This window comes from Undibacterium sp. Di27W, assembly GCF_049340345.1.
In the GTDB taxonomy this organism is placed as follows: Bacteria; Pseudomonadota; Gammaproteobacteria; order Burkholderiales; family Burkholderiaceae_D; genus Undibacterium.
The window spans coordinates 185,311-200,506 of sequence record NZ_JBMPOS010000013.1 but is presented as its reverse complement, the minus strand read 5'-3'; the positions used below and the strand labels follow the sequence as shown (position 1 = coordinate 200,506).

The 15,196-nt window shown below is 49.0% G+C and carries 14 protein-coding genes and 1 riboswitch; of the genes, 1 reads left to right on the top strand and 13 read right to left on the bottom strand.

What is annotated here, in order from left to right; genetic code table 11:
• Nucleotides 1-79 precede the first annotated feature (79 nt).
• The 6 genes from ACO0LF_RS23985 to ACO0LF_RS23960 all read right to left on the bottom strand — a co-directional run bounded on the left by ACO0LF_RS23985 (nucleotide 80) and on the right by ACO0LF_RS23960 (nucleotide 5,630).
• A complete protein-coding gene (locus ACO0LF_RS23985; RefSeq protein WP_423018596.1) occupies nucleotides 80-1,960 on the bottom strand; it encodes a TonB-dependent receptor domain-containing protein in 1,881 nt (626 codons plus the stop codon).
• Nucleotides 1,961-2,097: 137 nt separating this feature from the next.
• A riboswitch (cobalamin riboswitch) is annotated at nucleotides 2,098-2,337 on the bottom strand.
• 104 nt (nucleotides 2,338-2,441) lie between these two features.
• Nucleotides 2,442-2,786, bottom strand: coding sequence for a PilZ domain-containing protein (locus ACO0LF_RS23980; protein ID WP_423018594.1), 345 nt, complete (start codon nucleotides 2,784-2,786; stop codon nucleotides 2,442-2,444).
• A gap of 55 nt (nucleotides 2,787-2,841) precedes the next feature.
• On the bottom strand, nucleotides 2,842-3,390 hold the full coding sequence (locus tag ACO0LF_RS23975; protein WP_423018592.1) for a histidine phosphatase family protein: 549 nt from the start codon (nucleotides 3,388-3,390) through the stop codon (nucleotides 2,842-2,844).
• Complete coding sequence (locus ACO0LF_RS23970; protein WP_423018590.1) at nucleotides 3,391-4,158, bottom strand: adenosylcobinamide-GDP ribazoletransferase; 768 nt, start codon at nucleotides 4,156-4,158, stop codon at nucleotides 3,391-3,393.
• Nucleotides 4,159-4,185: 27 nt separating this feature from the next.
• The gene (gene cobT, locus ACO0LF_RS23965) at nucleotides 4,186-5,220 is read right to left on the bottom strand and encodes a nicotinate-nucleotide--dimethylbenzimidazole phosphoribosyltransferase (RefSeq protein ID WP_423018588.1); all 1,035 of its coding nucleotides are present in this window, start codon (nucleotides 5,218-5,220) and stop codon (nucleotides 4,186-4,188) included.
• 11 nt (nucleotides 5,221-5,231) lie between these two features.
• On the bottom strand, nucleotides 5,232-5,630 hold the full coding sequence (locus tag ACO0LF_RS23960) for a diacylglycerol kinase (protein WP_423018586.1): 399 nt from the start codon (nucleotides 5,628-5,630) through the stop codon (nucleotides 5,232-5,234).
• Between the two features lie 280 nt (nucleotides 5,631-5,910).
• Between ACO0LF_RS23960 and ACO0LF_RS23955 the strand changes: the two genes are divergently transcribed.
• Nucleotides 5,911-6,690 (top strand): IclR family transcriptional regulator, encoded by a 780-nt coding sequence (locus ACO0LF_RS23955; protein WP_423018584.1) that lies wholly within the window; start codon nucleotides 5,911-5,913, stop codon nucleotides 6,688-6,690.
• Nucleotides 6,691-6,759: 69 nt separating this feature from the next.
• Here ACO0LF_RS23955 and ACO0LF_RS23950 read toward each other — a convergent pair whose 3' ends face one another.
• The 7 genes from ACO0LF_RS23950 to gap all read right to left on the bottom strand — a co-directional run bounded on the left by ACO0LF_RS23950 (nucleotide 6,760) and on the right by gap (nucleotide 15,013).
• Nucleotides 6,760-8,292: a DUF4214 domain-containing protein gene (locus ACO0LF_RS23950; protein WP_423018582.1), complete on the bottom strand. Its 1,533-nt coding sequence runs from the start codon at nucleotides 8,290-8,292 to the stop codon at nucleotides 6,760-6,762.
• Nucleotides 8,293-8,552: 260 nt separating this feature from the next.
• Nucleotides 8,553-9,173: a hypothetical protein gene (locus ACO0LF_RS23945; protein WP_423018580.1), complete on the bottom strand. Its 621-nt coding sequence runs from the start codon at nucleotides 9,171-9,173 to the stop codon at nucleotides 8,553-8,555.
• 156 nt (nucleotides 9,174-9,329) lie between these two features.
• Nucleotides 9,330-11,429 (bottom strand): S8 family serine peptidase, encoded by a 2,100-nt coding sequence (locus ACO0LF_RS23940; protein WP_423018578.1) that lies wholly within the window; start codon nucleotides 11,427-11,429, stop codon nucleotides 9,330-9,332.
• Nucleotides 11,430-11,935: 506 nt separating this feature from the next.
• Nucleotides 11,936-12,397, bottom strand: coding sequence for a cache domain-containing protein (locus ACO0LF_RS23935; protein ID WP_423018576.1), 462 nt, complete (start codon nucleotides 12,395-12,397; stop codon nucleotides 11,936-11,938).
• Nucleotides 12,398-12,564: 167 nt separating this feature from the next.
• Nucleotides 12,565-13,038 carry a BON domain-containing protein gene (locus ACO0LF_RS23930; RefSeq protein ID WP_423018574.1) on the bottom strand — a complete coding sequence of 158 codons (474 nt, stop codon included), beginning with the start codon at nucleotides 13,036-13,038 and terminating at the stop codon, nucleotides 12,565-12,567.
• A 151-nt stretch (nucleotides 13,039-13,189) separates the two neighbouring features.
• A complete protein-coding gene (gene lepB, locus ACO0LF_RS23925; RefSeq protein WP_423018572.1) occupies nucleotides 13,190-13,870 on the bottom strand; it encodes a signal peptidase I in 681 nt (226 codons plus the stop codon).
• Nucleotides 13,871-13,999: 129 nt separating this feature from the next.
• The gene (gene gap, locus ACO0LF_RS23920; protein ID WP_423018570.1) at nucleotides 14,000-15,013 is read right to left on the bottom strand and encodes a type I glyceraldehyde-3-phosphate dehydrogenase; all 1,014 of its coding nucleotides are present in this window, start codon (nucleotides 15,011-15,013) and stop codon (nucleotides 14,000-14,002) included.
• Nucleotides 15,014-15,196: the final 183 nt, after the last annotated feature.

Sequence of the window (15,196 nt, the reverse complement as noted above, 5' to 3'; positions counted from 1 at the left end):
CAAAGACATGGCCTGCATATCGTAAAAACAGGCAGTATCAAGGGCCATATTAAAATATGCCCCTTGACTGACGTACAAATTATTTAAAACCGTAATTCACACCAACAAATACATTGGAACCGGCTGTTGCATAATTTTTTGCCAGTTCATAGTCTTTGTTCAGGGCATTGTTCCAGCGTGCCAGTACCGTCGTGTTTTTTGCTACTTCATAAGTTGCATACAGATTCAGCAAGTTATAAGAACCCAGCACTCTGGCACTAGTATTTGCTGCATCATCAAAACGATCACCAGAATAGATGGTTTCTACGCCAATTTTTGCATCTTTTTGCAGAGCATATTCCACTGCCAGAGTACCGTGTTGCTTGGAGCGACGTGCCAGGCGTTTACCGGTCGTGTCGTCCTTAGGATCCTGAATATCAATGGAACCACGCAAAGTCAGGTCAGCAAAACGGGTGGTGCCGCCTATAGTCAGGCCAGACAAAGTCGCCTTATTGACGTTATAGGCACAACCATAAGGATAACCAGTTGGACAGACATCTTTACCCGCCGTAACCAGCAAATCAGTTGCCTTGTTTTGATAGTACACTGCGCTCAACTGTGTATCACCCTGCTCATAATACAGGCCAATTTCAGCATTCTTTGCTTTTTCCGGTCTGTTGGTGGCAACGCCATAACCCTGGTAATACAATTCATTGTAAGTTGGCGCACGGAAGCTGGTGCCGTAACTGGCATTGACACGCAAAGCTTCGTTTAAACGGTAACCATAGGCGACGCTGCCTGTCGTATTGGAGCCATATTGTGAGCTGCGGTCATTGCGTATGCTGGCGCTGGCCAGGTGGGCATCTTGTTTGAATACATAAGATGCAGCAAAGGAATTCGTTGTACGTTTCCTGCCATTGATGCCTGCTGCGGGAATACCGCCAGAAACAGACTCAACTTTTTCTTCACGTGTTTCTGCAATCAATTGCAATACGTCTTTACCGATACGAATATCATTTTGTAAGCTCAGGCTATCCTGACGTGTATCAATCTGGCTCTTGCCATAGGATGCATCGGTATACCCTTTATCTGCAGCCTGAGCATATTGCAGGGATGCAGACCAGTTGTCGGTGAACTTGCCGCGACCAAAAACGGCGATGGTTTCCAGTGTCGAGACACTACGGTCATCTTGCGCTGTACCGGCATCAAACTGCGCATCATTACGGCTATGCAAAATGCTGGCGCCCAGTTCATAACCCTTGCTGATTTCCCATACCAGACGGCCATTGAAGCTATCCATCTTGTAACCATCTTTATCCGGGTTATAAGTATACATGCCTGCCCCAGGCTTGCTGGCGGAAAAGCCATCGCTCTCTTCGTGCGCCGCACTCAAGCTAAGGCTGAGATTGCTGCCAACAGAACCTGTGATACCTGCCTGCAGTTTGCGTGTGCCATAACTGCCCAAACCTGCTGATACGGTAGGTGAAATTTCACCCGTACCTTTTTTAGTGAATATCTGTATCACACCGCCCATGGCATCAGCACCATACAGGCTGGACAGAGGACCGTACACGACTTCAATACGGTCTATCTGTGACAATGGTATGGCAGACCAGGTTGCGCCACCAGTAGTAGAGGAACCTATGCGCACGCCATCAATCAGCACCACGTTTTGTGCATTACTACCACCACGCATGAAGACGGAAGCTGTTGTACCAGGGCCACCATTGCGGGTAATTTCTATACCACGTTGTTGCTGCAAGAGATCGACAATGGAAGCCGCGCCGGATTTGGCGATGTCTTCTGCAGTGATAACGACATTGTCAGCCAATACGTCTTTGGCAGCTTGTGTCTGACGGCCAGCGGTAATGACCACGTTGGAGGCTGTACTGACGGAAGTAGCTTGCGCAAATACGGTAGCGGAAGGGAATGCAGCGGCTAGAGCCAGACTGAGGGCGAGTGGTTTGAATACAGTTGTCATGATATTTCAGAAAAAAAATGGAGCAAGCAGCCGACGTCCCCGCAGGCCACTTTTAACAAAGCAATAAGAACTGACAAGATTCAACACCATGTGCAACGACAAACAGTGCGTTTCTGTTTCAGGAGTTCCCCGTCCGTATTACTTCACGTATTCTGGCCGGTATCCGGGCTGACAAGCATCACCATCTGACCTTCCCATGCACATTGCACAGTGGTATTGGAAAATGGCTGGCTGCGGGCTAGAACTACTGGTATGTGTTCAATTCGCAGCAACTTGTACACCGTTGCGGGGGCAGCACACTTGGGCAAGCGCTTAGTGTTTCCCGTTTAACCGCAGATATGAGCATATCCGCGAGCACCAAAACCCCGCCATTCTATAGACAGATGAGGGTAGCCGCAAGTTAAGCTGAGTTTCAAAGCGAATGCAGCCTTGATTTAACTTGTTGAAAACAAAGCTATTTCCCTATAAACAAGTGCTGTTTTCAGGCCAAATGAGCCGTCTTGGAGATCCAGGCAGAGACCAGTTGCGCATGCAACTCAGACATTTCCGACAATTGCACACCAACATGATAAACCTCACCACTGAGGATGGCATGCCTGACCGTGCCCTTGCAACTGACCTTATGAATGTCCGCCTCCTGGTAGATGCCGGGAATTTCTATCATCATGGGATAAGTGCGCTGGGGTAGCAGATTTTCAGGCACATGCACGAGTACACCCTCTGCTGACAGATTGACCACCCTGGCTAACAGCAGCCTGCCATCAGGCAACTTGACACCTGCGCGCCAGGTGACAGTAATACGGGGTGATCTCCTGAGTTCTATCATGCGATGGCCATGCTTTCATGGCTTTCGTGTAAGTCTTGCGTAAATACTATCTGCATTATGGATGGAATACCAGTATTTCCTTATACGCACCAAAGGCAAAGCTGAGATTTTGTGCGCAAACCACCTGCGCCACCTCCTGCGCATTCATGCCATCCTGCCAGGCGCTTAGCGTGCGCATGACGCCAGCATGAGTCACGACTATCGCTTCTGGCAAATCCAGCTGGCGCAATTCTGTCAGCCAGAGGATGACGCGTTGCGCAACATCCACTGCTGATTCAATACCACCCGGTCTGTAAGTGGCTGGGGCTGCAGCCCAGGCATCAATCTCATTGCGCGGGATATGCTCCCAAGCCTGCATTTCCCAATTGCCAAAATTGATTTCCATGAGGCCGGGATGAAATCTTGGTGTGGCATGCAGCAGCTTTGCCAGACTGGCACAGCGCTGCAAGGGACTGGAAAATACTGGCAAGCCAGCAGGCAATTGGGTAGCAAGCTGATTCGCCAGTGCGATACAAGCCGCGTCTGATACAGCTACATCAGCCTGACCATAGCACAGGCCAGCAGGTATCAAGGGCTGGGTATGCCTGATGACATGCAGGCGCATTCAAGGCACCTGAAAAGCCAGCAAACCCAGGTAGATGGCAAGCTCAGCCACTTGCTGGGTAGCACCCAGGCAATCCCCGGTAAAGCCAGCTATCCTGCGCTGAAACATATGCGCCATACGCCAGGTCAGCAAGAACAGTAAAGCCATTGCCAGCAGCAATGTCTTGAGAGGCACTGGAAAGTAATACAGTAGCAAAGCAGCGGGTAGCAACACCGTCAGGCTTGCGATCAGGAACTCAGCCGCATGCATTTCTTGCGCCAGTGGCTTGGCCTTGCCCTCATGGCGGGCATACCGCATACGCCAGATCAGGCTACATGAGGCCAGGCGAGACAAGGGATGCGCCAATAACAAGGCTGGCAACACCAGCCTTGCAGGCAAGCTGATGAGCAAGGTCAACTTGCATGCCAGCACCAGAAAAATCCCTATGGCACCATAGGCACCCACCCGTGAATCCTTCATGATTTCCAGCACGCGTTCTGGCGTCATGCCACCACCAAAGCCATCGCAGACATCGGCAAAACCATCTTCATGAAAAGCGCCCGTCAGCAAGATACCAGCGATAGTAGACAGCAGCACCGCCACCGCATGCGGCCACAGTTGTGCCGCAGCGACATAGACGGCAGCGCAGACCGCGCCGACTATCCAGCCAGTTGCCGGGAAATAGCGGGAGGACTGACGCAGCCAGTCGGGCTCAAACCCCACCCAGGCAGGTATGGGGATACGGGTAAAAAACTGCAGGGCAATCAAGAATAGGCGTAGTTGATGCAAACCAGCTCCCGCAATGTAGGAATTATTTCAAGCGCTGCTTTTTTCGCTGACCTGAGCGGATGCAAAAGTCGCCATCTGGTTCAGGAAATTCACCGCGGCCTGCAGCATAGGGTAGACCAGAGCTGCACCTGTACCCTCACCCAGGCGCAAATCCAGTTGCAATACTGGCTTGACCTGCAGGGCCTGCAGCATGCGGGCATGGCCACTTTCATCCGACAGATGGGAAAACACACAATAATCGATAATCGCTGGCTGCATTCTGGCCGCCACCAGCAAGGCACTGCTGACGATGAAGCCATCGATCAGCAAGACCATGCGGCGTTCTGCCGCTGCCAGCATGGCACCCACCATGGTGGCAATTTCAAATCCACCAAAGGTCGCCAGTACTGCTGCTGCATCATGCACGCTATCATGCAATACTGTGGCAGCCTCTATCACCGCTTGTTTATGACGTATGCCATCGGAGGATAGACCTGTGCCCGCTCCCACACAATCAGCCACTGGGATGCCAGTCAGTTTATGCATGAGTGCGGCGGCGGCAGTGGTGTTGCCTATGCCCATTTCACCAAAACCCAGCACATTGCCAGACAAGCCTGCTACCAGTTCCCTGCCATTTTGCATGGCAGCTTGGCATTGCTCAGCAGTCATTGCTGGTCCTTTGGCAAAATTGCGCGTACCAGCGGCAATTTTCCTGTTCAGCAGTTTTTCACGGCTACCAAAATCATGATTGACGCCTGAGTCCACGACATGCAGAGCGATGCCGTTCTGGCGTGCAAAGACATTGATTGCCGCACCGTCTGCCAAAAAATTCTCTACCATCTGCCATGTCACATCCTGGGGGAAGGCAGAAATACCTTCAGCAACCACGCCATGATCACCAGCAAACACCATGATGGCCGGTTCACGCAATGCAGGTTGCGTAGTTTGCTGTATCAAGCCTATTTGCGCCGCCAAATGCTCAAGACGACCCAGGCTACCCAAGGGCTTGGTCTTGTTATTGATGGCAGCAGTAAGTTCAGCTTCCAGCTCAGGGTTGGCCGTTGCAATGATAGACATATTCATGGGCCAGGTCATCAATAGTAAAAACGGTCCAGCAAGATCACAGTCCAGGTTGCCAGGGCGATCAAGACCGTCAGCAAGACAGCAGCACTACCAAAGTCTTTGGCATTCTTGGACAAGGTGTGGCGCTCGAGTGAAACGCGGTCTACCACTGCTTCAATTGCAGAGTTAATCAACTCTACGATCAATATCAGTATCAATACGGCAATCATCATCAATTTGGCAAAAGCCGATACTGGCAAGAACAGGGCGACGATAGAACCCGTTACGACCAGTACCAGTTCCTGGCGGAAAGCATGCTCATTTTTCCAGGCAGAACACAGACCATCTATGGAGTATAGGATGGCCGAAAATATGCGGCGCAGTCCACTCTTGCTTTTGAATTCACTGACAGCTTGTTCTTTTTCAGACATTTTTATTCCTTAAGCTTGTTACCCGACCTATTACATAAACTGTTAACTCAGCTGTTGAATAAGCGGCATTGCAGATGAAGGCCAGACCAACTTAGCTTCACTCAGGTGGCGAATTTTACAGGACTGGACGTTGCAAACAAGGGAATTTACCGGCTGCAAATTAAATTAATGCAAGCACGTTTGTGAGCTATCAGGCTTAGTGCTGCATTTTGGCGACGAAGCAGTGACGATCATTTCACATTGTGGTATAACTTATATATTGCAGCGCACCAACCACCATATGAAAAACGATACATCCCCTTCAGATAAAACTTCCATCCAGGTAATTGAACGTATGGTGTCCTTGCTGGACGCCCTATCGCGCTACCAGGACCCGGTCAGTCTGAAGGAATTGGCCATAGTCACAGGCTTGCACCCCTCCACCGCGCACCGCATCCTCAATGACATGGTGGTCACTCGTTTTGTAGACCGTGCCGACACAGGCTCTTACCGCCTGGGCATGCGCTTGCTGGAATTGGGCAATATCGTCAAAAGCCGCTTGAATGTGCGTGAAGCGGCGCTGGAATTCATGCGTTCACTGCATCGTCAAACCAATCAGACCATTAATCTGTCGGTGCGCCAGGGTGATGAAATTGTATATATAGACCGGGCTTTCTCAGAACGCTCTGGCATGCAAGTGGTGCGTGCCATAGGTGGGCGCGCCCCGCTACATCTGACGTCCACCGGGAAATTATTCCTGTCCCTGGATGAACCCAAGGCAATACGCGCCTATGCAACCCGCACAGGTTTGGCTGGACACAATAAAAACTCGATTACCGATCTGGCCAAGCTGGAAAAAGAATTGGCCGCCGTGCGGGAAAATGGCTATGCCAGGGATAATGAAGAGCTGGAGCTAGGGGTACGTTGCATGGCCGCTGGCATTCATGACGATAGCGGCAAAATGATTGCTGGCTTGTCGATTTCTGCACCGGCTGATCGCCTGCAAGAAGAATGGCTGAGCAATCTGACCGAGACAGCCAGGCAAATTTCATTGACCCTGGGTTATGTAGAGAACAGATGAATCAGGCTTACTAATAAGTATCCAAGAATCCAGGCTTTAAGGGACAGGGGCCTGGATTCTTGTTTTGTGTTAAGCGGTATACTCAATGAAGTCAAAGCCATTCTGGATGACGCCGATCACTTTCAGTTTATTCTCCTGGCTTTCGGTAAAACTGGCCAGCGTTCCTGCAAAACTGATTCTATTGGCGCTCAATTCACCTTTCCAGTAATCATAACCAGCCTGGTCAGGGGTGCGCCCTAAAACATTTTTGTATAAGGTCGTCAGGAAAGTATCGACCGAAGGACTGGCACCATACAGCGTCAGAAATTCTTTTGATTGCATGAAACCTGCTGCCACCGTCGTCAAGCTCGACCCCTTATCCATGTCCTTGATCCAGTAACCCAGACCAGCCAGATCAGGCGTGCGACCAAAAGCAGCCTGGTAAATGCGATACGCCTGACCAGCCACACCATCAATGTCCAGCGCTACCGACAGGTCTGAAAATTTCAGGCGCTCCATATTACTGAGGGTATCCATTCCTTGTGCATTTGGCTTGGAAACATTGAAACCACCGTTGCTTCCCGTGACCGTAAAAGCCGCTCTCAAGCCCGCGTACACTTCTGTATCAAGCCCTGCCCCACCATTAATCACATCATCCCCGCCACTGGCGAAAATGAGATTATTGGCTGCATTACCAGTCAATTTGTCATTGAAAGCGCTACCAATGACATTTTCTATCGTCGCATCAAACGCTATGGACAAATTATTGATGGCGGCGTCACCATTGGCGATCCGCCCTACAGAGCTCAAGGCGCCTGGCGTCAGATTGATAGTCGCAGCTACCGTTGCCTTGGAGACGTCTATGGTATCAATCCCACCGGTATCGTTGATGATCTTGAGTGTACGGCCATCTACATCGCCATAGGCATAGGTATCATTGCCTGCGTGATAGGCCTTGCTGCCGTACAGATACTTTAAAGCCAGCATGTCATAGGTTGCAAAAAACTCGCCCTGCTGGTTTTGCGCAATCGCGTTATACGACATGATGGAAATCCAGCTGCTATCTTCCGAAGTCGCCAGATAGTTGCCCGCTTCGGTGCTGGGGGGCTCACCCGCATTGTAATTACCTGGATGATTGAGCCCCAGCGCATGGCCGATCTCATGTATTAATATTTTGTAGGCTTCACTGCCTCTTTCATAACTGACATTCATGTAGCTCGTCGACATGAACAGATCACCGCTACCAGCGGAAAATGCCGTGCCATCTGCTGTCGGCACAGGAAGTTTTGCATAACCAGCGCTTTTTTCCTGGATATTATTTGCCAGGCGTATGCCTGATTGAATATCAGTGTCAGCCACCTCCTTGAAGGTCACGTTCAGGACTTGGGAGATTTCTGTAAAGATCGCCCTGGCCGCCGCCATCTGTTCCGCAGTAAAAGCTTTGAAGCCATTTTTATCTGAATCAGAAGCCGAAGAAGTCGGCGACTTAATAAAGCTATAGCTGATTTCTACCGGTGAGCCCAAAGCTTTACCCGCATTCCAGCGGTAATTGATGTCGTCAATCAAGACATCTATTCTGTAGTCACCAGAAAAGGGTTTGGCAATAATGGTTTTATCCGGCATGATCCAGCTCCTTCATATAAAAATATTGTTCGGGAAATACTGGGAAAATTGACGTGAAACAACTACATAAAGCTGTAAAAAAGCTGCAAAAAGCGTCAGAGTGGGATGAGTAATACTACTCCACGACATAGGCAGATTTGTCGTGAATTCGCTACAGCACACATAATTAATCGTTAAAGTGTGTTACCTGACAAGCACAGCCCTTCTCGCAGTGACGCACGCCAATTTGATCAGTGACATGAACCGTTTTTCATCTGCAACTATTTTGGTTTAACAGGAATCGCAAGAGGTATAAAGTCCAGCTTTGCAACACGCTCATCTTTCGCCAGGGCCGCATATTCAGCCGTGATATCTGCCGCATCAAGCGCAATTTCTCCATACAGGGGATTCACAAACAAACGTCTGGCCTTGCTGCGCTCACGGATAAAAGCCTCATAATCCATCCCATCCTTAAGCACGAAACGCAAAGCGGATTGGCGGTAAGCCAGCTGACCACTGACTTCGTCGCGCATGACCAGCACAGTCTGTTTGCCGTTGATGCCGTCCGCTTCTCTGCTGCCAAGTATGGCCCAGTTTCTATCATCAATTTTCATGGCATGGTATTCGGGTAGGCGACGATCCAGTCGAATTTCATTTTGTGCTCGCAGTGCCATCTGTGCCTCTTTGGATTGAACCTGAGTCACGGTTTGCGCGCTCTGCGCAGATATACTTGCTGACTGCTCCTGGGCCCTTAGCACAGGCGCAGGTACTGATGGCTGCGACGATGCATGCTGAGATACCGCTGCGTCATCCGATGTCACTGCCGCTACAGATGAGAAGTAATACCACCCGCTCACAACAACAATTACCAACACGCTTGAGATTATCAAATATTTCTTCATTACCTTGCACTTTTAAAATCAATTTGCGGGAATACACCAGGAAATAGCCACTATGCCAGATTGAAGGCGAGACATACTCGCCTTCAATCTGGCTATCTGCAGTTATTTCCTGCAGTTATTTTCTTTTGATGCTATAAATTGTTAGATACAGAGGTTTTAGATACTGAATGAAGTTATCACAGTCTTCACATCCAATGCCTTGCCTGTACCACCAGAAGCACCACTAAAGTCAACGACATAGACTTTATATTTACCAGCCAAAGGTTCGCCATAAAAGGCGTTTGAATGGAAACGGAATTTCTGTTGCGCACCCTTCAGCATTTTGAAGTTTTTTCCACCCACATACCAGGAAGTAAATGCTGGCATGACGATGGATTTGGTGCCGGTTGTCGTATTCTCCAGGATGAATTGCAAATACCCTGGATTGATATCCGTGCCGGAATTATTTGTCAGGGTCAAGTCAAGACGGAGGGGACCATTGACTTCACTGGCGTTTGAAAACGTCACCATCGAAGAATTGATGCCCACTGTAGGGCTGACTCTTACTGATGTTGACGGCTCTCCTGTAGCTGACAAAATACCGCTACGTCTGCCCGCAGGCGCAGTGTACTTGGTAGCCAGCTTGACTGCTGCATCTGCATCGACAAGACCGAAGCCATAACGGTTTTGGTAATTGAAACCAGCTGAATTAACGATCCATGGATCTTCAATATTCCAGGGGCCATTCCCCATGCTGGGTGTGAAGTTGACCGCATTGGCACCTGTGGCAATGGTCGCATCAACCTTGCGTGCAGTTTTAGCTAAAATGTAGCCCACATCTTGCCAGCTCAACTTGGGATTGGCCTCCAGTATCAATGCCGTCACGCCAGAGACACTAGGTGTAGCAGAAGAAGTACCGTTCATGCGCCCGGTGTAGTTACAATTCGCATCCTTGGATGAGGCACCAAACAAATCGGCAATCAGTTTGTCTGCAATTTCGCCAAATTGCGCTATCAGATCGGATTTATTGCTGATGTTATTGCTACCAGTTGCGCAGCCAGAATTATCAGTACTGATGATGGCTGCTTCATGGGTCCCAAACTCACCACCAAAACCAGTAACCCAGTTGGAAGCACCAGAGTTGGAATAAGACGAAGCCTTACCGGTATTATGTATCGACGCCACTTGATAGAAATAAGGCTTGCCGCGTGATTCATGATTAGGGTTACCACAAGACATACCCTTGACGTTGGATAATTCACCACCCAATGCATTGGCGTCAGATAATAATGTCGAATGACAATTGACCATCATGCTCGTGCCATCTGGCAGCTGACCTGTCATGCCGCTAAATTCATTTCCGGTTGCCTGGAAATAGATAGCCCCCAAGCCCGAACGCAGATTACCAGTGCCCCATTTAGATGCCAGTTCAAGAGGAGAGAAATCATCAATAGCGGCAGGTGCTGCAAAGTCGGCACCGGCACTATAGTTAAAGATAGAAGTTGTATCGGCTCTGTTACCAAAAGAAGTCACTACGCCCTGCACACTATCAGCTAAATTCCTGGCACCGAAAGAAAGATAAGTCATATCACTGGGACTAGTGCCAGCAACAGGTGTCACACCTACGGTTGGGTAAGCTACCAGAGAGGCAAATGGTGCCGTGCCACGTGAGCCACGACCATTCCAGCCTACCGCGGCAGCAACACCGGCTACACCAGTTCCATGATCAACGTTGGATTGCACAACTGGAGGACTAGGATCATCCGTATTGTTGGTAAAGTTCCAGGACTTGCCGGGCAAGACATTGGCAGCCAGATCTTCATGTCCAATTTCCAGTCCACTGTCCACGATGGCGATCGTTACCCCTTTGCCAGTGCAGCCTTTGCCGTCTTTATGCACATTTTCAACATTGGCGTCTATGCCTGCGAGGCCATTATTGCTGACGGCAGACACGACCTGGGTAGGACCTGTGTTTTTTAAATGCCAGGCATTTTCATAAAAGGAATCGTTTCCAGAAATGGGGTTATTAATTCCTCCGTCATAGCAAGTAGTCGCCGCCGTAGTCGTGACCGGTGCAACCGCGACAGCATTTTTAGGAGCCGCCTGATTCGCCCCTTGTCCTGAAGCCGTTGAGTTCCCCCCGCTACCACCACATGCGCCCAACACTGCCAGCATCATAATGGACAAAGGCAATTTACACGCCTGTATGACAGCATGGCCCTTACCAAGCTGCGCCTTGGCGATAACTGCTACTGGTTCGATTATATATTTTTGCATGAATCCCTACTCATTCGGTTATGTAAAAGACTACATTATATGGCAATGTTATCTATAAATCAATTGTTCTTTCAATAATTGAAACGATAATGCAAATGGGAATGAGTGGTAAGTCCAATCTGGCAAACAATGGCAGGGCAAGCTACCAACACACGATTTAGCAGATTTCACAAAATTGGCTGCAAGAATTTGATGCAAAGAGCCTGCAAGTCTGGTTTTAAAAATGCCTGGATTTATTTAAGATGGAATACCTTAAATCTGATTGCAGCAACATTCTGTACCAGCAATTCAGCCGAGCTGCTGCCATAGCGTGTCCGCTGCCCCTGGTGACCATAAAACTCGACATGGCCAAATGCTCGCGGCGAAAGCCGTTCCTGCGACATGAAGAGAACTCTTATCAAGTTTCTGTGCTGATGCACTTCCTGTGTAGCCACCAACACTTAATCAAGGTTCTAAAAAAACAGGCCATTGCATTGCAATGGCCTGTTTTTGGGGAGCCTTACAAATCATTTGTAGGCACCGGCACCAACAAAGTAATCATCAATCTTTTCAAAATAACTGGATTTTGTTTCCAGTGCCTTGGTCACAGGATTTGGCCATTGATAATCGATCCAGCCTTCATTCTTGGTTTTCAAGACAGTAATCATATCTTTGATGATAGGTTTGCCTTCCACCTTCAAGTCCATCAAATTCTTACCTATCATTTTAGGGTTGGCGCCATGGGACAGGCTGAGACCATTCATATCGTAGACAAACAAGTAAAGATCACGATCATGAAAGTCCTTGTTCGCAGTATCATTGAAATCGGCAAAGGCTTTTTCCTTGCCATTTTTCTTAATATACGCGATTCCTTTTTTCACCATGGCTTGCGCTTGGGCAGTCGTACCGCGTTCTTCCCTTGCTATCGCCGACGAAGACATAAAGAAACCTATTGCAGCGAACAAAAACAATTTACTGATTAATTTCATGACCCATCTCCTTGTTATATCCAGTTAGTGTGCCTGGACCTGGTTGGCATTGCTTTACAGCATCAATCATTCATTAATTAATTTCCATCGTCCAGTGATAATCACTGTGCAGCGCAATAATTCAATTATTGTGTGGTGAAATCTCTTACCAGCATAGCGCATGTCGCTTATTTGTAGTTGAGCAAATTCACCACCCCTTCCACATCATCCAGTTTGCGCACCAGTTTCTCCAGTTCTTTCGCCTGCCCTGGCGTTTGCACGCAACCTTTCAACCAGACAAAGCGCCGCTGCCCTTCTAGCCAGATGCTGGTGTCGGCAAAACGCCCATCCGCCTCAATTGCACGTTTTACCCTGGGAATAATTTCCTGGTCATACAGATAGGAATTTGGCAGTCGACATTGCCCGGACTGATAACAACTAGTGCCACGTTCTATTCTCGAATGCGCTTCAGCCCTGGCTTGTGCCCCATTGAGCATGGGGCCGGCAGGGACAGGGCAATCTTTGATAGCTGCGGTGACGTTGAGAAAAGGGTCATTGAAATAATTGCTTCTTATCTCTTCGGTTTGCCCAGCTCCTGAGAACAGAATACCGAATAGAAAGAGCACAAAAGCAAAGTAACTTTGATTTGCGGCGAGGGGCATGCACACTCCGGCTGGTGGCTACATCATGAAAGCTGCTAAATCACAGTTTGCATATTAAACAATTTTCCAGAATGGTGCTTGCCCATAAAAAAACCAGTGCTGTAATTAGCACTGTCTCTTGATTTACTTGGGTGTGTTTATCTGTCTATTTTTAAATTTTCGCCCCAAAGCGATCAAATCGTGGCGAATAGTACTGGTCGCCATTGAGCGAATACATCAGGCGTTTTACCTGGCCGGTAATCAACTCACGCTTGACCAGGCCTATGTAGCGGGAATCGTGGCTATTGTCGCGATTATCCCCCAGCATCATATATTCACCCTCTGGAACCTTGACGGGAGCGAAAGAGCGCAGAGCTTCGCGCTCGGGCATGACGATCATTTCATGATGCATGCTGCCCAGCTGTTCTTTGTAAACCAATTGCTGGCCTTTGTATTCGCGTTTTGGCGTCAGATGATCGTCACTGCGCGGCTCCAGCGCTTCATAGCTGGCGGCAACCCCATTAATAAACAGCTTTTCTTCACGCATCTCCACTACATCACCCGGCACAGCAACCAGGCGCTTGATCAGGCGTACACCATCAACGGGGGAAGTGAAGGTGACAACGTCACCACGTTGCGGGTCAGACATATGCTTGAGAATGACATCAGTGAATGGCAGTTTGACATCATAGGCCAGACGGTCACAAATCACGCGATCACCTTCCAGCAGGGTCGGGTACATGGAACTGGTGGGCACGATGTAGTAATCAGCCAGCGCGCTACGCACAAAGACCATGCCTAGCATGAGTACGATGAAACCTTTATTGTCAGCCAACAGTTTCTTGAGCTTCACAGCAATCTCCCAAAACAAAAATATCTTTCAATGAACCAAGCTTATCCTCAATAGACAAAAAAATACCCCGAAAGTTCGGGGTATTTTTAAGCATGCTGCAAAAACTATCTGAACAACAGATTAGGCAGATTATTTTGCATGCATCAGTGCAACAGTAGTGTCCAGCATACGGTTGGAGAATCCCCATTCGTTGTCATACCAGCTCGATACTTTAACCAGACGGCCAGATACTTTTGTCAGTGTTTCGTCATAAGTACTGGAAGCTGGATTGTGGTTGAAATCCACAGAAACCAGCGGTGCAGTGTTGTAATCCAGGATACCTTTCAGGGCACCTTCGGAGGCATCTTTCAATACCTGGTTGATTTCTGCCACTGTCGTGTCACGGGCAGCAACAAAAGTCAGATCAACGACGGATACATTGATGGTTGGCACGCGCATGGCATAACCATCCAGTTTGCCATTCAGCTCTGGCAAGACCAGGCCAACGGCAGCTGCTGCGCCCGTTTTGGTCGGGATCATGCTCATGGTCGCTGAACGGGCGCGACGCAAGTCTTCATGCATGACGTCAGTCAATACCTGGTCATTGGTGTAAGCATGGATAGTCGTCATCAAACCGTTGACGATACCGATAGCATCATTCAAAGGCTTGGCCAGAGGTGCCAAACAGTTGGTCGTGCAGGATGCATTGGAAATCACTGTGTCAGTGGCTTTCAATACATTGTGATTAACGCCGTAGACGATAGTTGCGTCAACGTCTTTGCCACCCGGGGCAGAGATAATGACTTTTTTCGCGCCGCCAGCCAGATGGGCAGACGCTTTTTCTTTGGTCGTGAAAAAGCCTGTGCATTCCAGCACGACATCAACATTCAATTCACCCCAAGGAATATTGGCTGGATTGCGTTCTGCAAATACCTTGATCTCGTCGCCATTGACAATCATGGTGTCGCCTTCGACCGTGACTGTGCCCGGGAACTTGCCGTGGGCAGTGTCGTAACGGGTCAGGTGGGCATTGGATTCTGCATTGCCGAGGTCATTGATCGCAACGATCTGGATCTCGTTCTTGAACTTGCCACCTTCGTAGTGAGCGCGAAGGATGTTGCGGCCGATACGGCCATAGCCGTTGATTGCGACGCGAATCGTCATGGTTTTATCTCCAAAGGACTAAACAACAATAAATACAAATAAAAATCGGAGCACTTACAGCTTAAGACCTCTCAACACAGAGGCACAGAGACACAGAGGAAAAACATGAGGAAACTAAAGATATCCGAATGGCAATTTCAAAAGATGCTGCCGTTCTCTTGCCTTTCTCTGTGTCTCCGTGTC